17 protein-coding genes are annotated in these 21,008 nt (G+C 35.3%); all 17 read right to left on the bottom strand.

Annotated elements, in window-relative coordinates; translation table 11 throughout:
* Positions 1 to 134: 134 nt before the first annotated feature.
* Positions 135 to 2,093 (bottom strand): putative porin, encoded by a 1,959-nt coding sequence (locus EKL97_RS07995; RefSeq protein WP_126563322.1) that lies wholly within the window; start codon positions 2,091 to 2,093, stop codon positions 135 to 137.
* 244 nt (positions 2,094 to 2,337) lie between these two features.
* Complete coding sequence (locus EKL97_RS07990) at positions 2,338 to 3,732, bottom strand: exopolysaccharide biosynthesis polyprenyl glycosylphosphotransferase (RefSeq protein WP_126568615.1); 1,395 nt, start codon at positions 3,730 to 3,732, stop codon at positions 2,338 to 2,340.
* A gap of 184 nt (positions 3,733 to 3,916) precedes the next feature.
* Entirely contained in the window at positions 3,917 to 5,269 is a 1,353-nt protein-coding gene (locus tag EKL97_RS07985) for an O-antigen ligase family protein (protein WP_126463112.1), read from the bottom strand.
* A gap of 6 nt (positions 5,270 to 5,275) precedes the next feature.
* Positions 5,276 to 6,361: a glycosyltransferase gene (locus tag EKL97_RS07980; protein WP_126554477.1), complete on the bottom strand. Its 1,086-nt coding sequence runs from the start codon at positions 6,359 to 6,361 to the stop codon at positions 5,276 to 5,278.
* A gap of 81 nt (positions 6,362 to 6,442) precedes the next feature.
* Entirely contained in the window at positions 6,443 to 7,561 is a 1,119-nt protein-coding gene (locus EKL97_RS07975) for a glycosyltransferase (protein WP_126563324.1), read from the bottom strand.
* Positions 7,562 to 7,582: 21 nt separating this feature from the next.
* Complete coding sequence (locus EKL97_RS07970) at positions 7,583 to 8,575, bottom strand: glycosyltransferase family 2 protein (protein WP_126568614.1); 993 nt, start codon at positions 8,573 to 8,575, stop codon at positions 7,583 to 7,585.
* Between the two features lie 2 nt (positions 8,576 to 8,577).
* The gene (locus EKL97_RS07965) at positions 8,578 to 10,125 is read right to left on the bottom strand and encodes a glycosyltransferase family 2 protein (RefSeq protein ID WP_199742825.1); all 1,548 of its coding nucleotides are present in this window, start codon (positions 10,123 to 10,125) and stop codon (positions 8,578 to 8,580) included.
* A 192-nt stretch (positions 10,126 to 10,317) separates the two neighbouring features.
* On the bottom strand, positions 10,318 to 11,535 hold the full coding sequence (locus EKL97_RS07960) for a glycosyltransferase family 4 protein (RefSeq protein ID WP_126568613.1): 1,218 nt from the start codon (positions 11,533 to 11,535) through the stop codon (positions 10,318 to 10,320).
* 1 nt (position 11,536) lies between these two features.
* Positions 11,537 to 12,376, bottom strand: a complete 840-nt coding sequence (locus EKL97_RS07955) for a hypothetical protein (protein ID WP_317125235.1) — start codon at positions 12,374 to 12,376, stop codon at positions 11,537 to 11,539.
* Between the two features lie 191 nt (positions 12,377 to 12,567).
* On the bottom strand, positions 12,568 to 12,957 hold the full coding sequence (locus EKL97_RS07950; RefSeq protein ID WP_233588566.1) for an endonuclease domain-containing protein: 390 nt from the start codon (positions 12,955 to 12,957) through the stop codon (positions 12,568 to 12,570).
* 317 nt (positions 12,958 to 13,274) lie between these two features.
* A complete protein-coding gene (locus tag EKL97_RS07945; RefSeq protein ID WP_126568612.1) occupies positions 13,275 to 14,708 on the bottom strand; it encodes an MBOAT family O-acyltransferase in 1,434 nt (477 codons plus the stop codon).
* Positions 14,709 to 14,738: 30 nt separating this feature from the next.
* Positions 14,739 to 15,830, bottom strand: a complete 1,092-nt coding sequence (locus EKL97_RS07940; protein ID WP_233588565.1) for a glycosyltransferase family 4 protein — start codon at positions 15,828 to 15,830, stop codon at positions 14,739 to 14,741.
* Positions 15,817 to 17,220 carry a hypothetical protein gene (locus EKL97_RS07935; RefSeq protein ID WP_126568611.1) on the bottom strand — a complete coding sequence of 468 codons (1,404 nt, stop codon included), beginning with the start codon at positions 17,218 to 17,220 and terminating at the stop codon, positions 15,817 to 15,819. The genes EKL97_RS07940 and EKL97_RS07935 overlap by 14 nt, the downstream gene beginning before the upstream one ends.
* 30 nt (positions 17,221 to 17,250) lie before the next feature.
* Positions 17,251 to 18,057 carry a hypothetical protein gene (locus tag EKL97_RS07930; protein WP_126568610.1) on the bottom strand — a complete coding sequence of 269 codons (807 nt, stop codon included), beginning with the start codon at positions 18,055 to 18,057 and terminating at the stop codon, positions 17,251 to 17,253.
* The gene (locus EKL97_RS07925; RefSeq protein WP_199742824.1) at positions 18,050 to 18,559 is read right to left on the bottom strand and encodes a class I SAM-dependent methyltransferase; all 510 of its coding nucleotides are present in this window, start codon (positions 18,557 to 18,559) and stop codon (positions 18,050 to 18,052) included. Before EKL97_RS07925 ends, EKL97_RS07930 begins: the two co-directional genes overlap by 8 nt.
* Before the next feature lie 264 nt (positions 18,560 to 18,823).
* Positions 18,824 to 19,945 carry a UDP-N-acetylglucosamine 2-epimerase gene (neuC, locus tag EKL97_RS07920; protein ID WP_126568609.1) on the bottom strand — a complete coding sequence of 374 codons (1,122 nt, stop codon included), beginning with the start codon at positions 19,943 to 19,945 and terminating at the stop codon, positions 18,824 to 18,826.
* On the bottom strand, positions 19,942 to 20,928 hold the full coding sequence (locus EKL97_RS07915) for a glycosyltransferase family A protein (protein ID WP_126561644.1): 987 nt from the start codon (positions 20,926 to 20,928) through the stop codon (positions 19,942 to 19,944). The genes neuC and EKL97_RS07915 overlap by 4 nt, the downstream gene beginning before the upstream one ends.
* Positions 20,929 to 21,008: the final 80 nt, after the last annotated feature.

The following is a 21,008-nucleotide window of genomic DNA, read 5'->3' as shown; positions in this document are numbered from 1 at the left end:
GTTTACGGAATTTTGCGTTCGTGATAATAGCGACATCCTTTCCTTGTTTGCTGCCAAGCAAGGAAAGATATAGCGGATAGCGCGATAAAACGCCCAAAAAAAATGACTTAAAAAATTGAAATTTTAAAGAGCTATTAATTAAAGAAGTTCCAAATTAAACCAAATCGGATCGTAAAATCACGCGATGGATTATTGGGGGAGGCATAAAAATCATTGCCGGTGAGTGCCGAATTAAAATGTTCCGCTTTCAAATAGATCCTTGTTCTTTGAATTTTTGCATTGATAAAAAAATCAAGGTTAGGATGATTGCCGATTTGTTTGTCTTTTTGCACAAAAAATTCTCCTATGACCGGATTGTATTCATTGGCATAATAACTGGAAAAGTAATTGAGTGAAATCCCTGTTTGCAGAAATAAGGCTTTTTTAAACAAAAAATTCGAGTAGTAAAACGTATTTCGCGTTACAATTTCAGGCACGTTCAAGATGGCATCTTGTTGTTCTGTTTTTTGATATAAAACTGTATTATCTAACGCAAATTTTCCAAATTTTAATTCTCTGCTGATTTTGATCGATACATAATTTATTGTGCTATTGTATTGTGCCGGCGCAACAATTTGTGTGTTATCTGTTTTTTGCTGCGCAGTTGATGCTTCGGTAAAATACAAATGATCATTCAACACTGAAAACTGCAATTCCGCATCTAGCCAAGGAGAAATGGCATTAGCTTTTATTGTGTTTATTTTTTCATTCTTAAAATCATTAGACCAGTTGTACTGCACGTAACTGCTCTGGTGCAGATTGTAATTGTTATTGGGTAGTTTGTTTATGTTTTGATACTGAAATGCAAATTGAATTTCATCAGTGAGCTCATACTTCAATTTAGCATCTAAATTTGAAAGCGACTGGTTGGTAATGGATCTGGAATAAGAAAAAATACCGTTCCAATTGTTTTTTCGGTATTCATATTGACCTCCGGCACTATTAATGTTCTGGCTCAAGAAACTTGGGACTGTTTTCGCATCAAATATTAGGATCTGATTGTAATAATAATTAGATCTGAAATCGTCAGCAAAAAACTGAAATTTACCCAATGTTGTATTTTCATAAATCAAACCAATTCTATTGTACATCTTGTTGTAACGAGTTTGATCATTGATCCCGCTGTTTGCAAAAGAGTCCCCAAACCGGTCAACTATTGCCCCTCCTACGGCAGATGCTACTGTGGCCTGATTGTATTCAAAGAACTTATTTTCGTAATTAAACTGATGCGCGAGATACGCGTTATTGTCTCCTTTTTTTGTGTTAATTCTAAAATTGTGATCCACAAAAATTCTTTTTCCTTTCAGAAATGATTTGGCGTCATTAAGATACACTTCAAATCTTTGTCTGTTATCGTAGTTTGGATCACCACTTTCAAAATCATTAATAGTCGTAATTCCACCGTTTTCTTCATTTAAAATATCTTGATAGGTATAATGTGCATTAGCAAAATACCGTTTATTTTTAGTGTTGTAACTGGTGGTAAACCTGAAATTTCCTGTACTTGAGAGCTGATTGATGTATTCTCCTTCTGAACGTAGTCCTCTGTAGGCGATCGAAAAATTTAAATTTTTTGAGGTGTTCAGGGTAATAAAGGCATCTACTGACTGCCCCTTTTGTACGGTTGTTTTAAAATATAATTCGGTAGCAGGAGTTGCTACAGAGCTGTAACGGATTTGGTTTGCCTCCAAAAAATTAAAATGCTTTGCTTTAAAACCAAATTCGGGAAATACAACTACATCCGTCAAACCGTATTGTAAGGTATTGTATGTTTGTCCATCATTTGCAAAAGGTAAAAGTCCAAAAATGTCTTTTCGCAAATAGTTGTGGCTGTATTCTTTTTGAATATTGAGAGATGTGTCAATGTAAGTGGTATCCCGTTCTAAAGTGATGAACCGATACATATCAACAGTAGCCACTTTTTGTTCTTTTTGTTTATTGACCGTATCTGACGCACTTTGGTATTTACTGGCAGTATCTGTATTAGTAATATTTTTTTGAGAAAACAGCAGCATGGGCACTGCTAAAAAACAAAATAAAAATAATATTCTCATTTGACAGGATCTAATTAGTCGGTTACGTATACAGTTTTAACTCGGCAAAGATAAATGATAAAAACCTATAAATAAAAAAACATCTGACGGAAGTATGTGTTATACAAGAAAATTACTCACTGTCAATTTACTCTTTCGGTGCAGTTTTAAAGAGACCTGCAAGCAACAAATTTTCAAGAAACTCTCCTTTTTCGTAGCATTTTGCACCGCAAAACGACACATTAAAAAACGTGTCTGATACTAGCTACTGTCCTCGATAAAACAACACCGTGGTGATGGTCTTGAAAGCAATGTTCAAATCCAGGTAGATGCTGCAGTGCTTGATATAATACAAGTCATACTGCAGCTTGATCAGACTATCATCAATGGTTTCCCCATACGTATAATTGACCTGTGCCCAGCCAGTAAGCCCTGGCTTGATGATATGTCTGGTTTCATAAAAAGGCATTATTTCTGCAATTTCTTTTACAAAAACAGGACGCTCGGGACGCGGACCTATAACGGCCATATCTCCTTTTAGTATATTGATAAATTGAGGAAACTCATCGATTCTGGTTTTACGCAGAAATTTCCCAAACAGCGTTACTCGGGAATCATTCGTAGCGGTAAAAACGGCACCGTTCGATTCGGCATTTTTAACCATTGTCCTAAACTTTAAAATTTTAAATACCGCCCCATCTTTGCCTATCCGTTCTTGTGAATAAAACAACGACCCTTTATTTCCTATTGCATTTCCAAGCAAAATAAGCGGACACAAGAACACGCCTACAACAAGTCCAGACAAGGAAACGGTTATTTCAAATATTCGCATAACAATCAAATACAATTTATTCTGATTGCTTCGGCTAAAAGGAAAAAAACGATAAAAATCCCGTGACATGTACTGCACTGGTATGCGCTGGGTTTTACTTTCATATACCTGTGTATATTCCCGTATAATATTCCCAGCCTCTAATAAATGAAGCAATTGTTGGTACAAATCTGCTGTAATACCTCCCGTTTTTTGGGAAGCAATCACAATTTCAGAAACTCCGTTTTCATTCACAAAAGAGAACAAATCCTCTCTTTTGATGTGCTGCACATAATGGTACTCTTCCATTTGTTGTTCACTGGAATCTAGATTAACAAACCCAATTATTTTATAATGCGGATCAATATTTTCAAGTCCTAAAATCAACTCCTGTACCTGCTCCTGATCACAAATCAAGATTGCTTTCTGAAAAAATCGATTAGAGGCCAAAAAGGTTACATACAACATCCTCCAGAAAAACAACGATAAGAATACGACCAGAAAAAACAATAGAATTTGAAGGCGGTTTGAGGGCAGTTCCGGAGAAAAAAACGGCGTCAGTAAATAGACTAAAACAGTTGTTGAAACGGTAATAAGAGTACTTTTTAACACCTGAAACTCGTTGCTAGCCACCTGAAGATTATACATTTCAAAAATAGCTCCAAATACATTTAGGTAAACTGCCAAAACGATTGTCCAGTAATAATTAGTAGCTGAAACTTCAAAATAATCAAAAGCAAATACCTTTCCAGTTGCATATAAAGCCGTCAAAACAAAGAAAACATCAAAAAGTCGAAGAATCATCTTTCGTTCTGATATTTCAAAATGCATTTTGTCAACTGAAAACATGATAGGTATTTATGGTACGGGTGCAAATTTAATTTTTTTGTTCCAAATTAAACTTATAGTAGCACCTCTTTTTTTTAAGAACATCCACTTTTAACAAAGTGATTTTTTTAAGAGCTGCGAATTCCCTAAAAAAACCATGAAAAATATTGAAACGAATACGCACCACTTTCTTTATGGTTCTTCTCTACTCTTCTTTTACAACACTCGTTCTTCTGGGCGATCCCAACTGCACATTGAGTAAGGACAACGAGTATACAAAGGCCGGTGCGGCGGTACGCATGGCGGCATGATTAATGGTTAAAAACCAGAAGGCAACAAAACACAATAAAAACATATTGAACTTGTTTTCCAAGTACAAAACCAAGGGTGTAAAAAACAAAATCAGCAATGCTATTATCCCTAAAGACCCATGCTCGGCCAGCATCCGGGTAATTTCGTCGTGGGACAACACTTTGATCCCCGTTTCATCCTCCCGGACTTCCACCCCTTTCCCAACCCCTACTCCAAAAATAGGGTTCTTCAAAAACGTATTGATCTCATTTAGTGCCACATCCTCCCTGCCGGTAAACTGGCTCTCTTTAGCCCTTCCTGCGGCATCTTGATTGGCATAGCGCTTGTCAATAAGGCCGCCTGTCTGAAAGGAGGTGAAGGTCCAAGTGACAAACATTGCAAACACTAAGAATACGATAATATAATTCAATTTTGCCCTTCCGCCAAAATTAGATTTAAAATACAAGAACGCCAGCAACAAAACAATCATCAAGAATCCGGTAATCATTCCTCCTCGGGAGAAAGTAATGATTCCTCGATAAGTGATATTTAACGCAAGGATCAGGTTGATTATAATTTGGAATTTTGTTTTAGAATCCAATATTACTCTGGAAAAAAAAATAAACATCCCCAGTCCTAAAACCGTAGCCACCTGATTGGGGCCATACCCTCCAGAAGTTTGAAAATTAGATTCGGTTCCCGTTATGACTTCCTGTAAATCTGGTGTATAAAAAATCAGATATGCCACACAACTAATAATAGGAAGACCCATGCTCAGCAAGATTGTATTCATCTGATCCAATCCAATCTTTCGCCGAAAGGTGTACAAAGAAGCCAGTCCCAAACAAACGGGACCAGAAAGATTAAAGGCAATCGCTTTGCGAATATTCGTGTCAAAATTCAATACAAAAGTCGAAATAATAACACCGGGGATTAGTAACAATAGAAAGATCCAATACGGAATGGCTCCTTTAGAAAAACCGCTGTAATACATCCCGATAAGAACAAAGAGTACAACCCCGTATTTGGAAATTTCATAGAGTGGATTTCCACCGGTCATTCGCAAAAAGACTTCGCTCCCTACCACATAAGCCGCAGCAATCAGTGCTTCGTTATTTCTGTTTTGTTTTTTTACGATATAATAAATTCCAAAAATAAAAATAGAATAGCCGTATATTTTTGCTGTAAAAGGCAACAAATACCCCAATGCACCCACCACCACATGGAAAAGAATTAAATAGAGATAGGATCGATCTTCGTTTTTCATTTGTAACTATTTAGAATCGGATAGTTTTTCATAGTTCTTAATTAAAATATCGATCACTTTTTCTTTTGAATAATTATCTACAACTAATTGATGCAAATGTAGTGCAAAACTAATTCTTAAAGATTCCTTAGAAATCATTTTGTCTAATTGAACTTGAAGCTGAAAACTATCTAGTGGAGTAAACAACAAACCGCTAAAATTATCTTGGATAATCATTGGACAATGCCCGGTATTTGTTGATATTACTGATAATTTTGCCAAACCATATTCTAATAATGTTACAGGAAACCCCTCTGCTGTAGAGGCTAAAACACCAATTGTTGCTTGAGATAGTATGTATTTGATGTCAGTCTTAGAACCATAAATAAAAACATAATTTTCTAAATTATTTTTACTTATAAATTCCTTTAAAATAGCTGAATAGTCGTCCTTGTAATCTTTTCCGATTAAATGCAAACTCCAACCCAATTCCATTAAATTCATTTCCGCAAAAGCACGCAATATTGTTATGTGATTTTTAGGTTGTTTTAGATTTGCGATACATACTATTCGCTTCCCTTCTTCACTTTTCAGAATAGTTTCTTTTAAAACGTTGTCATCAAACGTAGCGAAATTTGGTAAAAAATAATTTTTTTTAGTTAATAGATTTTTATTAGCCCAAACTTCTAATTGATGATTTACTACAAATGTGCAAGAGAAAAAACAGGAACAAAAAGATAATATCAAATTATTCCATATTGATTCATTTGCCCTTGCTCCATAATGATCGTGCCAAATTAACTTAATCTTAGGATACGTCAATTTAAGTAATACCGCAGTAAAAAATGATGTCCCGTGTGCATGTGCGATTGTAATTTTATTCTGTTTTACAAATGATTTCAACTTTAAAACTGACCTTAAGTCGAAAGTGTGTTTTTTATTTAAATACAAATAAGAAACATCCGCATCAATTTGATGGAGCAGTGACCCTTCATTTCGGGTGACGATCAAACCTGCAAATTCAATTTTTTTCGCTAGCGCATTGGCATAACTGATCGCCATACGCTCCGCTCCACCTGCCTCGAGTGAATCTATAATTTGAATGATTCTCATGTTGTTGTTATCACTTATGTTACATATTAATCTACGCCCAATAGTAGCAAACCCACTCAAAGAGACGAGTTAAACTCAGCATCAACGTGCCAGTAATTTTTTGATTTCCGCTTCGAAAAAATCCATCGTATAGCCCCTGGACCATTCTGCTCCTCTGGTTTGTTTGTAATCAAAAAGGCTTTGATTACTCAAAACCGATTCGATTTGCAAAATATCTTTTTCAAGATCCATTTCCAGCAAAATCCCTCTGTCCCCATAATCCAGCATAAAAGGCACACATGAAACAGCTGTTGCCAGAGGAACACAACCCCAAAACAGACCCTCGGCAATCACTTTTGGCCACCCTTCACTCTCTGAAGGCAACACTATAAAATGACTGTCCTGATAGGCTTTTTGCAGGGTTTCTTTGGATTGATTTCCTTTCAAAAAAACAATGGACTCGAGCTGATGCGCTACAACATACTCCTCTAAGACTTTACGTTGTACTCCTTCTCCATACAGCCGCAAACGCACTAAATACCCTTTTTGATGCAAATTTTCGATCAATTGAACAGCATACAGCGGATGCTTCCCATGGACTAATGTACCTGCAAAAACAAAATCGACCACACCCTGTAACACTTTTGGAACCACTGCCAATTTATCTTTTTCAGAATAGGTAGCCGTAAAAAAAGGTTTAATATTTCCAGAACTGCCCTTCCACTCGCCATACACTAAAACCTGCATGTTTCGGGTCAAAAAAGTGTTGCTTAAAATCCATCGTTGCAGTTCGTAGGTCCAAGGGTGCTTGGATTCAGGATCCCAATTTCCGGCATATTTAGCTGTTTTTGGAGTATTCGGAAATAAAATTTGAACAAAACAACCCAATAATCCAATATTTCCGGGACACCGTAAATGAATGTGATCAGCAGATTTCATGGCTTTAAATAAAACCCAAAGCAATCCGGGAAGTTTAAATAAAGTAAATAAAATAGCTTGTATCGATAATAAATCAAAACTTGGAACAGGAATAAAGTGTATGTTTTGATGCTGGTAAGAACTGTCAATGGCTGTCGCCTTACCTAAAAAAAAAGGAGCCACAATCACTACTTGTGTTACATGGTTGCCCCAAACATTCATTTCTCTTACGTAGGGAGCGTACGCATAATATAAATTATTCACTTTCGAATGCGGCACGTGGGTAATGATTACGAACTTCATATTTAAAATACTGTTTATATCTTATTTTGGTTTTCTTATCCACAAACTCCACCAACCGACGGTTCTGCCTACTGCCTCTGTAAAAGCTTCTTTTTTACTACTGCTGGTAAAGGTATTGCTAAACCGAATACCAGTCAAAAGTAATGTAATTGTGTGCCATTTTAATTGATGTTCTAATGTTGGCTTAGGATTTTTCGTTCTCCAGACATACCAACCATTTCGCACGACCATTTTACCATATTGATATTGATTGGGTCTTCCTGCGGTATCGTGATAATGATACAATCTTGCAGCAGTGCTCAAGTACAATGCCCCTATTTTAGACACTCGTAAAGAAAAGTCGGCATCCTCATACAATCCATAACCTTCAAAATAAGTAGAAAAATGCAACGTATCAAACACCTTTTTTCTGAAAGAGGAAACACCTCCCATCAACATTTCAACTTCATACGTTTTACCACTCGGAGGCAAAAATCCCACACTACGACCGTGTGAATATAAGGAAGAATAACCCGGTGGACAATCACTGTCTAATCCTAATTTTTTTCTTAACACGAATCGGCTGCCATCTTTTCTTTTCCATCCATCAAAATAAAATTCATCACTTTTGGAGTGATACTTTTCACCAACAAATTCCGTTTTAGTTTCATCAATAATGTACCCGCCAACACCTAAAGCCTGCGGATAAACCTTATACGTTTGTAACAGTTCTTCAAAATAAGTAGCCGTCAAAACAATGTCATCGTCTAAAAAACAGATTATTTCTATATCAACTGCTACTCTTTCAATTCCGTAGTTGCGTTGCTTAGTCAGACCACGATGTTGTGGTGGAACGGCGAAATATTTTAAATGATCAAATCGATTATTCTTTATCATTACCGATGTATCTTGATTAGTTGACCCATCGATGATCATAATTTCATCAGGATACTTTGTTTGCTCTTTCACAGACTCTAATAGCTGTAATAAAGCTTCGGCACGCATGTAGGTACAAATTAGTAATGAAAATTTCATTGTTATTGGTGTCTAATTCCTAAATTCTGCAATTTTTGTGCATAAAAAACCGACTTCTTAAATTGAATATTCTTGTAAGGAAGTCGAAATAAACGATACAAAAAAGCAACTTTAGAACCCGTAAATAGATAATAGGTAAAATGTTTATACTTATACTCTCTCAATTGTTTAGGACTGTAATGCTTCATTATCCCATACATAATTGTTGGACTAGGAACCGGTTTTATGTTTTTCACAGGAGCATCCAGTTCCCAGGGTTGTGCTTTCCTTTTTTTTCCAACAATCTTAGCTTGAGTTCCCCAAAAACGATAGCCTCCGCTGGGTGGTTTTAAATGTAAATTAGCAGCAAATGGATTAGCTAAAACAGTTACTCCGATTTTACTTAACGACATTCCAAAATCACTGTCTTCGCCATAACCGCCATCAAAATTGACATCATTACCGACCAACTGATTTACAAACTCCCGTTTGACACAAGAATTCGCATTGCTAAACATTTGAGTACAGCCCGCAATAAATGGGGGTCGACTCAATTGTTCCAACTTAAGAGCCAAATCCTCTAAATTCTGTTGGTGGTGATCCGCACGGATATCCAGTCCGTTGCAGGCTCCAACCGAATAGGTTTGTAAGAACCGAATGTGGTTTTCGATGAAATCCGCAGGGATCCGAATATCATCATCACCAAAAACAATATAATCCCCCGTGCATAGAGCAATCCCCTCATTTCTGGCCCTACAACTACCCTTTGTCTGTTGCCAAATCACTTTTAATTCAAAGGGATACTGCTTTTGTTCGTAGGCCGTTTCATCTCTGTCGCTCAAGGGAGTGGCATCTACAACAATAACCTGGGTCGGTTTATAGTTTTGATTAGACAAATCATCTAACAGTTGTAAAGTGTATTCTTGACGGAACATCGTAGGTATAATATAACTTACTGTAGGATTACCTTGAATAGCAAGAAGCACCCGAGAAGGAATTCTAGCCGTTATGTCCCTTTTTTTATAGGTATTCTTGACTCTGAACAAAGTAATCCATTCTGAAATTTTCAAGAAACCTAATCTGTAAATCATAAAAATGGCATGGCTTATTTTATAATTTTTCCTAAAAAAAAGATGACGATCTCTTCTTGAAACTATCACCTTTTCTATAGCCGCATTTGTAAATAAATTTTTTACATATAATGGAACTCCTCCCAAAAAACGGTTGCATCGAAATCCAAAATCTAAAGCCTGCATTTGAATATTTTCAAAATCGGTATCAAAACCTTTTGTGAGGTCCCAAACTGATTTACGAACTGCAAAAGCATTGGGATTAATCCTCCAACTGACACATTGATCTAATCCATCAAAATCATTCAAATACCAAAAGAATACAGCAGTCTGATAGACCAATTCAGGGAAAGCATTTTTATAGCCCTGCTCAAAAGAACTATGCCAAATATCGCCTGCTCCAGTAGACAATAGCTCCAATTGTGAAAAATCAGGAGTACCGGCATACAATAGTACTTCACCTGACGTCGTTGTATATTCTTTTAATTGTATTCTTCCCATTTATCGTTTAAACTTAAATCTACCCGTTGGGTGTAATTAATAAAAATTTCAATTAATCTTAAATAAAAAAATTGAACCACACTTCGACCCGTTAATCTCTGTTAGCATCCTACGTTTTAATAATCCTTTCTATCAGGTCGGAAGTACATATTGAGCGTAGACGAATTGTAGTCGAAGTCATGCTTTTTTAACTTAGCTGTCTGATTCTAACCTAACACAAACTTTTTTATAAAACACTACACTCTGTTGCGCCACTTTCTCCTTACTAAATTTTTCTTTCACTTTCTTTTCTGCCGCTAAACCAAACGCTTTTTGCAAAACAGCATCATCTAACAGTTGAATAATTTTTGTTGCGTATTCCAAATGATTTTTAGGATGTACTAAAAACCCATTGATACCGGCATCAATCACTTCTTGTGCCCAGCCAATATTTGAGGCTACAATAGGTTTTTGCAGCGCCATGGCCTCAATCCAAGACACGGGCAAAGCCTCGGCAAAAGTAGGAAACACGCAAATTGTTGCCGTACTAATATGCTTTTTGATGTCCTGATATGGTACAGCCCCTAAATAAGTCACATTGAGCAGCGCAGCTGGAGAAAATATTCCTTGCATCATCTGCCAAGTGGAAGAATTCCCTGATATGATATCGGGAACATCTTTCCCTAACAAAATCAATTTAGCATTTGGATTTTTAGCGACCACTGCATTAAAAATAAACGGCAACTCTAACAATCCTTTTTTACGAATTAAACTCCCAAAATATAGAATCGTGTTCTTGTTTTCTTTGTTTTTATCATCCGGACTAAACGCATCAAGATCAATACCATTCGGAATAATCGTAAATTGCTTGTTTAAACCAAAGACCGCATTCGTAGTATCGGCCGTAAACTGACTTACTGAAAGCAAGCCATCTGCCTTTTTCAATGCTCTTTTTTCATGAAATTTATTAATCCACTTTACAGGCCGCCGATCCAAGTGACAAAAATAAGTATCCGAGCCATGCAACCGAATCACAACCTTACATTTTTTAGGAGAGATAAAAGAGGTGATTCCCGTCCAATCCGGAGCTTCTACCACATCAATTTTTTTATCCTCGTATAAAGTATCAATAATATTCTGCAGTTTTTTCCGGGTCAAATACCACGACAATCCCTTAAATTTGACATTCCTGATCTGCTGAATACAAATACCATTGTCATAAAAAACAGCTTCTTCTTTTTGGGCATACACTAAAACGCGTACCGAACAGCCTTCTGCCAAAAGTCCCATTGCCAGATTTTTGATACTGGTACCTATCCCGCCGGAGCTTCCTGTTTTTGGGTGTGGATATTCCGGGCTTAAAAAAGCTATTTTCCTCACCTCAACCTTCTCCAAAATAAAGGGAGCCACTGCTGAATATTCGTTTCCCATCTTATCTATTAAAAAAATCTTTTATAATTACACTGGTAAACCGTCGTGCTCCAGTATCATTCAGATGCCCGCAGGACGAAAAATACTGATCTCCTTCTACCGTATTTTCATAATTGTAAATTTCAGGATAGCGTTGTTGCACTTTTTCAAAATAATTTAATCCTTTAGTATTGGTGCACATCGGGGTCATGACAGCTATCAAATTGATGTTGTTGTCCTTGCAAAGCTGTTTAATTTCTTCATAATATTTGTTCCGTAACGGTTTTAAATTAGTCAGATTGTTTTTCATGTTACCCTTTTTTTTGACTAACGGATAATATCCTAAATGAGCCAAATTTGTAGTAGGCTCTTTCGATACCGTTTTATAGAGTTCTCTAAACCCAATCTTGGAATCAAATGCAACATACCTGTAAAAAGGAATGTAATACAATTCTTTAAAATCGGCCTCTTTTAAAAAATGATTTCTGATTGTTTTAGAATCATGGATAAAGGGAAGAAAACGAGAAGAAACACCCTCATCTCGCTTTTCATTTGATAAATTCAAATCAGCCTCGAGTATCACATTCTTTATAGTATACTTTCGTTCCACCATTAATTTCAACAGTAGGGAGGCTTCAAACAAATGTCCTCCGCTCATCCCGAAATTAAATGTTTTCAATCCTTTTTCTTCAAACATTGGAGCCACAAAATGATTGTTGGCTCTGGAAGATCCTAAAATTACCACATCATACTCGCGCGCTGCTGAATTGTAAACATAATCAATTTTCCCTCTATTCGACGACTGTACATAAACTGTTGTGTATAGAAAATCCAATACTACTAACAGTAAAAATAGTAGCACGAGGGTTTTGACTGTAAAAATTAAAAACTGCTTCATTGTTGTTTTGTTCTGTATTGTATTTATAGTTTTATTCTAAATAATTTCTTTTTCCGTCCCCATCCCTAAAGGGTGGGAAAAAGAAAGACTACGACCTACTAATCAAGAACGTCCTAAATTTTCGGCTCCCTTTAGGGTCAGGGTAAAACGGAAATTTATCCCGCAGCAATAAACGCTTTTATTTTATCTATAACTTCCGGCAACTGCGCTAGTACTTCCTCATTTGTAAATCGGATTACTTTTAATCCTTGAAATTCAATATGCTTTGTTCTTTCTTCATCTAATAGCTGTTGTTCTTCAGTCAGATGATATCCTCCATCAATCTCAATTACTAACTTTAAGGCATGACAATAAAAATCGGCAACGTAAAAACTAAGAGGATGCTGCCTCCTAAATTTAAATCCCTCTATTTGATAGTTTTTAACTGCTAACCAAAGTTTTTCTTCCGCTTCTGTTGCATTATCTCTTAATTTCTTTGCATTTGAAAAAATTTTCGGAGATGCACCTTTCCACATATTCTCAGACTGAAGCGAATTTTTATCCATAACTCAAACTATATTTTTATTTCAAAAACTCAAGATTCCTTTAGGGTTGGGGTAAAACGAAAATCAACCTCTCCTATTCCTTTTTTCCTTCCCCATCCCTAAAGGGTGGGAAAAAGAAAGACTACGACCTACTAATCAAGAACGTCCTAAATTTTCGGTTCCCTTTAGGGTCAGGGTAAAACGGAAATCAACCTCTCCTATTCCTTTTTCCTTCCCCATCCCTAAAGGGTGGGAAAAAGAAAGACTACGACCTACTAATCAAGAACGTCCTAAATTTTCGGCTTCCTTTAGGGTTGGGGTAAAACGAAAATACCACCCTAAAACTGAAAATAAATAAATTCTTTATAATCAGAATACGTTCCTAATGCCACAATTGCTGCAAGGCATAATCCCAACTTTAAATAACTGTAGCGCCCAGAAATAGGTTCCACTTGCGTTCGGCTATTCCATTCCACAACAATAAAAGCAAGTATTAAAATGATGATTTCATAATTGTATCGCTCGTTATCCAAATACTGTGATGCAAAATTTCCATTGGTAAAAATACGCCCAATATATTCAAAAGCATCTCCTATCGATTTTACCCGGAAGAAAATCCATGCCAGGCAAGTTAATGCGAATGTACTGATAATGCTAAAGAAAACTGTGACGGAGGCAAAATCCCGATGCAAGGACACTGTTTCAATATTAGATCGATTCCGCTTCAAGAGCAACAATGGCAAAAAATACAGGGCATTAATAAAACCCCAGGCAATAAAAGTCCAATTGGCACCATGCCAAAAACCACTGATTAAAAAAATAATAAAGGTATTGCGGATTTTCATTCCCATACCTCCACTGCTGCCTCCCAATGGAATATATACGTAATCCCGAAACCACGACGAAAGAGAAATGTGCCAGCGCCGCCAGAACTCGGCGATATCACGAGAAAAATAGGGGTAGTTAAAATTGCGCAGCAAATCGATTCCAAACAATTTTGACATTCCCAAAGCCATGTCAGAATAACCCGAAAAATCCCCATAAATCTGGAAAGCAAAATAAACGGCCCCAAGAACCAACGACAAAGAATTCATGGATTCATAATTATCAAAAATCGCATTGGCGTATGTAGCGCAGGTATCCGCAATTACCACTTTTTTGACCAATCCCCAGGCAAACTGAAAGATTCCTTCTTTGGCTTTTTGATAGTCAAAACTGCGTTTCACTTTCACTTGTGGTAATAAATGTGTGGCTCTTTCAATGGGTCCCGCCACAAGCAGTGGAAAATAACTGACAAACAACGAGTAATCGACAAAATTATATTCTGCCTTAATTCTTTTTAAATAAATATCAATGACGTATGATAATCCGTGAAACGTATAGAAGGAAATACCCACCGGCAAGATCACGTTGAGTAGTAAAGGACTCGTTTGTAACCCAAACCCATTCAACAACTCCGAGAAAGAATCTGCAAAAAAATTATAGTATTTAAAAATTCCCAGGAAGCCCAGATTTACACTGATACTCAGCCAAAACCAAAATTTTCGACTCCGTACCGTCTTGGCCTTTTCTATCCGAATACCGGTATAATAATCTAAAAACGTCGAGAACACCAACAGGAACAGAAAACGCCAATCCCAACAGGAGTAAAAATAATAGCTGGCTATAATGAGCACTGCATTTTGAGCACTTTTGGTTTTATTACAAACAAACCAATACAACACAAATACAATAGGTAGGAAAACGGCAAAGGATAAGGAATTAAAAAACATACGTACGGGAACGGATTTGACGGTGTAAAATTAAGATTTATTCTCTAATACCAATGCTAAATGGTACTCGACCATTCTTGCCAGTGAAAAACGGTTTTCAATGAGCGTTCTGGTATTCGTTTCAATTCTTTTATGACCCAAATAAACGGCTTCAAGAATATTCTTTAGAGCCATAACATCTTTTGCTTTATAAATAAACCCATTTCCCCCGGAAACAATAACCTCCTCATTACCACCAACATTTGTTGTGATTACAGGAACATTGGCAGCTAAACTCTCTAATATCGATAAACTGAAACACTCCATGTGGGTAGGTTGCAGCATATAATCATATTCCGAAAATAACGCTTTCAGGTTAGAAATGCTGCCCATAAAAGCAAAACAATGGGTTACATCATAGTATTTCATCTTTTCAACCAAAATACTTTTATAAGGCCCATCTCCGTAAAGATCAATTTTAATTTCCTTCTGTATCGATGTAGGAAGCAGTGCGACAGCAGCAATTAAATCCTGAATCCCTTTAGATTCACGTAGGTGAGATGCTGTCAAAAAGATGGGATGCAATGTGTTTCGATTCATTCGTTGTAAAATATTTTCTAGCACAACCCCGTTATAAATAGTCAATGTCTTCTTTTTCAAATGAGAACCAAAATCATGAATAATTTCATTGACGGTATAATCAGAAACCCCTACAAAAACAGCAATATATCTGGAAAATAAAACTCCTTTGATTCTTTTCTCGATTCTCTTTTTTAAAGGATAGCCGGAAAGAGGTCTTGGATTATGATCCACGGCAATTATTTTAGCGACGCTGAACTGCTTTATTTTATAAAAAAAAGGAGTACATAATTCGACAAAATGGGTAATGATATGCGTATACGCTGTTGCATTGGTGGTACAAAAACTAAGAAAATGATTTTCTACGGATTGATATCCACTCTGAAATATCGTTAAAGTAACATATTCGCCATGATCCGATTGATTCGGAAAAAACCAATCCACCTGAATATTATTTGCTGCACATTTCTTGTCAAACGCCCAAAAAAAATAATCCATTCCGCCTACTCTTTCGGGTAATAGTTCATAATTACAAAGCACTGCTATTTTTTTATTTTCGGTCATTCCATTGTGATAAAGTTGTAGCAATACGCTGACTGGTTCCGTTTAATTTTTTGCTTATTTGTAAGTCAATCATAGCCTTTCTTTCTTTAGTTCGTGCCAAAGGATTGATTAAAGCCTCCTTGATTTGGTCAATTAATTCGGTTGGATTTTTGGCGATGGTCACGGATTGGCTCTCGACTACTTTTTTGAAATGATCATATCCTAAAAAACGTTGGTCATCATACAAACCATTTTCAGGATTTCCAAAAACAGTATTAATTACCGGTTTGTCAAATAACATAAAATCTAAACTCATTGTAGAGCACATGTTAATATTCAAATCAACATATTCCAACAAAGAACGTAAATCCATGATATCCTCCTCACTAGGAATGCGTTGAGACCAGCTTTCAGCATGATTCTCCCGAGTCAAAATCCATTTGGGCGTATTCCAGATAATTTCAGGAAACTCTTTTTGTATCGCAGCAAAACGCTCTGGTTCTTCTGCTGGAGAAGTCCGTACAACAAGTTGACATGGAATTCCTATTTTATTTTCTCGCATGGCATTGGCAATAGTCCGAATCACAACAGGATCATTCGCTCCGATACTGGCATCAGCACAACTGAAACAAATTATTTTTTGACTCTCCTTTAAATTAAATTTAGCATAAAAATCTTGTTTTTCTGTTTTGTATTTGTCCATCACATAAGGCTCAAATTGAGGTGTTCCCACCACTCTTACCTGTTCCTCTTTTACATTCGGATAAAAATACAACAGCTCCTTTTTCATTAAATCACTCCAAACCAAAAAATAATCAAAAGTCCCTAACATCCTTCCTTTGGAGGCTAAATTATCCCAACTGAAAATAAAACTGCTGACTGGTATTTGAGATTGGATAGCTGCATATAAAAAAGGGGCTAAATACGAGGGTCTTTGATGGGTGAAAAAAATATGAGTCGGTTGGTCTTCTTGCAATAATCGAAGATACTCTTTTGCTATTCTATGTTTAGAAAAAGACAAAAACTGTAATTTTTCTACAAACAGAATACTGGCAGAAGAGTGCACTCTCTGCGTAAAAAAATAAATAATTTTGACTAAAAGAGATCGGGCAGAGATTGTTTTGGGATACCCGGATTTCAGGTTGTCTTTCATACCATAAAAAGACTTGTAGTGTTGTAGATGAGCTAGCTCTTTCCATTTCCTGAAAAACCAGGTCCATTTGCCTTCTACAAAAACATCCAATTCTTTTATAGTACTTGTAGACTGTAAATCCGCAGGATAAGCACTGATAGGCAACCCCGAATAAATGATAATAGTATCAAATTGGAGTCTGGCTTCTGTTAAAAAGTCACTCATTACAAAATTCCGGAATCCAACGCCATCAGTGATTACTATACCTAGTTTTTTCATTTATAAAATATTTAGCAACAGCTATTGTAGTTATTTATTCACCATTATTTGAAATCTCATCGTTATTCTTTTATATAATTTTCCAACACTTTTGATTATAAAAAAAGTTTTATGTTTAAAGACTATTGGGTTTTGTGTAATTTTATTTTCAAATTTAAGTAATTCCAGTATTTTGTTAATCCTAACCGTATGCTTTTTGTTGATACCGTAAGAACGGGCATACCATGTATGATACAACAATACTTTATCTTCAAAATATACAGCATTAGTAATTTTGTCTTCTTGAAAAGGCTGATTAGAATCCAGAAAAAGAAATTGTTTTTTATTTCTTCTCAACCAAATATAAAAACAATAATAGGGTTCATAAATACTAAACGTATCATAAGATCCTCTTAAATTTGACAAATCATCTTGAAATTCATTTTCGATACAATACTGATTTTTTAACACTTCTTTTTTGTTCCAAATAAATTCAATTTCCTTGAAATTGATTATTGAAAAAAAAGTATTTATTAGATAAGGATTGTGTATGCGATGCGAGACAAGGCCTCCATCACGAATACCACAAACCGAATAATTCTGGGATTCCATTTTTTTTATGATATCAAAAACCATTTTTGTGTTTTCAAACAAAACATCTTCATCTGCCATAATTAACCACTCAATATTTCTACCTCTTAGCATTTTCATCATATAAAAAACACTGTCAAGACCGTGCATACCGTTGATTCCGTCAATGACATATTTTTGAATGTTTGAAGGAAATAATTGCGAACTTTTTTTGTAAAGTTCTTTATTGATGACCGTGCTGAGTATTGCAATGTTAGAATTATCCATTCTTTACTTTGTTATTAACCAGATAATTTGACGGTTCATTATTATCTCCCTTATAAATAAAAATCATGTTGTGATAAAAATGCATGGATATAACATGCTCATCGTAATATGACGTTTCACAATTTGAAATCATAAATTCTTCATGATTTAAACTGTCAATTAAAGATTTAAAATAACAATAAATAGTACCTACTTTATTAAAATCAGTTGAACTTCCTCCATATTCTTCCCAATAAGAGGTCTGAGTATCTTCTATAACATAAATACCTCCTTTTTTCAACTTTGGAAATAAAAACTCAAAACTTTTAATAACGTGTTCATTGATATGACTTCCATCATCTATGATCAAATCAAATAATCCAGTTTGATTACATACATCCTCAAGAAAATCTAAATCCACCTGACTCCCTTTGAAAATTTTTATACGCTTCTCCTGAAGAAAAGCCTTATCAAATATGTCTAATGAGAAAATTTTTGCGAATGGAAAAAAGGTTTTCCACATGCGTAATGATTCTCCCCCCGATAATGGATTATCATATCCACCAACACCAATTTCTAAAAAGTTAATTTTTTTTATATTTGAAAGGCTTAAAATGTTTTTGATAATGTTGGGTATAAAAATGATATCTATTTTTATCGGTCTTATGTATCGTCGCTAATTTATCAAGATTTGACATAAAAAAAAGTGCTTTTAAACTTCTTAGTTTATATCTAATTTTCAAACGAGTTTCATAAGTTGTTTTTTCTTTAACTAATTCTAAAAAATTCATATATCTCTAAATTGTTTTTGATGATTGATGGCCCAAATTGCATCCGTTTCTATAGACTCCAGAAACAACTGCACACTGTTCCCTTTCCCAAAATCACTAGCCGTTGGAATGGTTTTTTGAATATCTATTAGCGCTAGTGCGGCTGTTATATTTTTTTGTTCATAATCCACGTTAATAATGTGCGCGTGAACCGCTCTGTTTTGCTGTCGTGTTCCAATATTAATAATAGGAATACCATAGCAAGGCGCTTCCCGAATTCCAGCACTACTATTCCCTATGATGTATTGTGCGTTTTTGAGCAAGGTCAGAAAATATTCAAATCGCAAAGAAGGAAATATTCGAAAACGGGTATTGTTTTCCAGTCTTTTATAGGCTTCCAAAATAGTGTTAGTTCCCAAATCATTATTAGGGAAAACAACAACATAATTATGTGTATCTTCCAGTAAAGCGGCAACAAAATGATTCGCATGATGCTGCATTTCGGCAGCTTCTGTGGTAACAGGATGAAACATGGCAATGGCATACGTATCAAAAGGAATTTGATAATAAGATTGGGCAACGCTCAAATTTGGTAACGCATCCGAAAACATAACATCAATATCAGGAGATCCAATGGTAAATATAGAAGACTTTTTTTCGCCCATTTGAATCAATCTTTTGGCTGCATCAGTATTAGAAACAAAATGGATATGACTTAATTTACTGACGCTATGCCGAATTAATTCATCTACCGTTCCGGATAACTCGCCTCCCTCGATATGCGCCACTAAAATATTATTAAGCGATCCTACTATAGCACCGGCAAGTGTTTCTACGCGATCTCCATGAACTATAATCATATCAGGAGGTACGGTCTTGATAAAGGCAGAGAGCCCTTCTATGGTTTTGGCCAAGGTCAAATCCATCGTTGTTTCATGGGTATGATTGATAAAAGTATGGATGTTTTTGAAGCCACAGCGTTCAATCTCCAATATCGTATAGCCGTATAGTTCCAGCATGTGCATCCCGGTAACAAAAACAAAAATTTCAAAATCCGGATGACGATCCAGAACAGCAATCAACGATTTTATTTTCCCAAAATCAGCTCGGGTACCCGTCAGGAATACGATTTTTTTCATTTAATGTATTTAATGATGATAAATCCTAGAAGTCTATTAATAAAAATATAAATCTTACTTTTCCTTTTTTGCGGTTTTATTTCATTAAAAAAATTTAAATCTATCTTATTTAAAGTCATGTCATCTTTATAATCTTTAACCACATAATCTAATTTATTACCAATATGATATATATACGACTTTAGGGTTGATAATTTAATTAAACCACTTTTATCTGACATAAAGTCTATAAATTTTTCTTCGTAAGAATTCTTAAACACTAAATCTGGAACTTCATATTCATTTCTAAAAATTTGCGTTCTATATGTACCTACTACATGGAACGAACCTATCACAGCAAATTCATTATTAGATTTTAATATGTATTGTTTTTCTTTCCAGTTAAACTCACTTTCCTCTCTTCTGTATAAAAAAGGCAAATCAACACCTTTACAATAAAAATCTATATCCTTTTCAGCAACCATACTACAATATTTAACTCTCCTAAAAAGGTAATTAAAACCAAATGATGATTTATTAACATAAAAAGAGGTGTAAGGAGATGGATAAGGGGAAACAGCTCCTACATTTTTAAAGTTTTTGAACAAATTAAATGTCGCAATTTCCCAGCCAGGATAAAATAATATATCAGCATCTGTAATAGTAATAAATTCTTCATATGCGGACCTAGCCTCGTTTAACACAGGATTAACTTTTCCTTTGTTACATGAATAATAAATATATTTATCTATATATTTCATATGTTTTGAAACTATTACTTCTGAATCCTTACTACTATTATTATTTATTAAAGTAATAGCTGTACATTCTAAATTAACTGTATTTATTAATGAGTTTAAACTTATGTCTAATATTTCTATCGCTTGTTCATAGTAATCATTTAAAGTATAGTCATGTGGAATATAAAAAACCATAATAACTCTATGTTTCTTTAAAGAAATTCTTACTCCCTTACTTTTTTCAGGATTTTGTCCTTCTCTCATTTTTAATAATTTTATTGAGGTGTTCATTTATTTACTTATTATAATATCTTGATATAAAACCTTTTGAGTTTTCATCATTC

Source organism: Flavobacterium sp. LS1P28 (genome assembly GCF_003970335.1).
GTDB lineage: Bacteria > Bacteroidota > Bacteroidia > Flavobacteriales > Flavobacteriaceae > Flavobacterium.
The sequence above is the reverse complement of the archived record's forward strand: the minus strand, read 5'-3'. Positions and strand labels throughout refer to the sequence as shown.

Excerpts from the sequence above, each read along its gene's own strand:
- EKL97_RS07995 (WP_126563322.1), bottom strand. The coding sequence starts at position 2,093 with ATGAGAATATTATTTTTATTTTGTTTTTTAGCAGTGCCCATGCTGCTG.
- EKL97_RS07990 (WP_126568615.1), bottom strand. The coding sequence starts at position 3,732 with ATGTTTTCAGTTGACAAAATGCATTTTGAAATATCAGAACGAAAGATG.
- EKL97_RS07985 (WP_126463112.1), bottom strand. The coding sequence starts at position 5,269 with ATGAAAAACGAAGATCGATCCTATCTCTATTTAATTCTTTTCCATGTG.
- EKL97_RS07980 (WP_126554477.1), bottom strand. The coding sequence starts at position 6,361 with ATGAGAATCATTCAAATTATAGATTCACTCGAGGCAGGTGGAGCGGAG.
- EKL97_RS07975 (WP_126563324.1), bottom strand. The coding sequence starts at position 7,561 with ATGAAGTTCGTAATCATTACCCACGTGCCGCATTCGAAAGTGAATAAT.
- EKL97_RS07970 (WP_126568614.1), bottom strand. The coding sequence starts at position 8,575 with ATGAAATTTTCATTACTAATTTGTACCTACATGCGTGCCGAAGCTTTA.
- EKL97_RS07965 (WP_199742825.1), bottom strand. The coding sequence starts at position 10,125 with ATGGGAAGAATACAATTAAAAGAATATACAACGACGTCAGGTGAAGTA.
- EKL97_RS07960 (WP_126568613.1), bottom strand. The coding sequence starts at position 11,535 with ATGGGAAACGAATATTCAGCAGTGGCTCCCTTTATTTTGGAGAAGGTT.
- EKL97_RS07950 (WP_233588566.1), bottom strand. The coding sequence starts at position 12,957 with ATGGATAAAAATTCGCTTCAGTCTGAGAATATGTGGAAAGGTGCATCT.
- EKL97_RS07945 (WP_126568612.1), bottom strand. The coding sequence starts at position 14,708 with ATGTTTTTTAATTCCTTATCCTTTGCCGTTTTCCTACCTATTGTATTT.
- EKL97_RS07940 (WP_233588565.1), bottom strand. The coding sequence starts at position 15,830 with ATGACCGAAAATAAAAAAATAGCAGTGCTTTGTAATTATGAACTATTA.
- EKL97_RS07935 (WP_126568611.1), bottom strand. The coding sequence starts at position 17,220 with ATGAAAAAACTAGGTATAGTAATCACTGATGGCGTTGGATTCCGGAAT.
- EKL97_RS07930 (WP_126568610.1), bottom strand. The coding sequence starts at position 18,057 with ATGGATAATTCTAACATTGCAATACTCAGCACGGTCATCAATAAAGAA.
- EKL97_RS07925 (WP_199742824.1), bottom strand. The coding sequence starts at position 18,559 with ATGTGGAAAACCTTTTTTCCATTCGCAAAAATTTTCTCATTAGACATA.
- neuC (WP_126568609.1), bottom strand. The coding sequence starts at position 19,945 with ATGAAAAAAATCGTATTCCTGACGGGTACCCGAGCTGATTTTGGGAAA.
- EKL97_RS07915 (WP_126561644.1), bottom strand. The coding sequence starts at position 20,928 with ATGAGAGAAGGACAAAATCCTGAAAAAAGTAAGGGAGTAAGAATTTCT.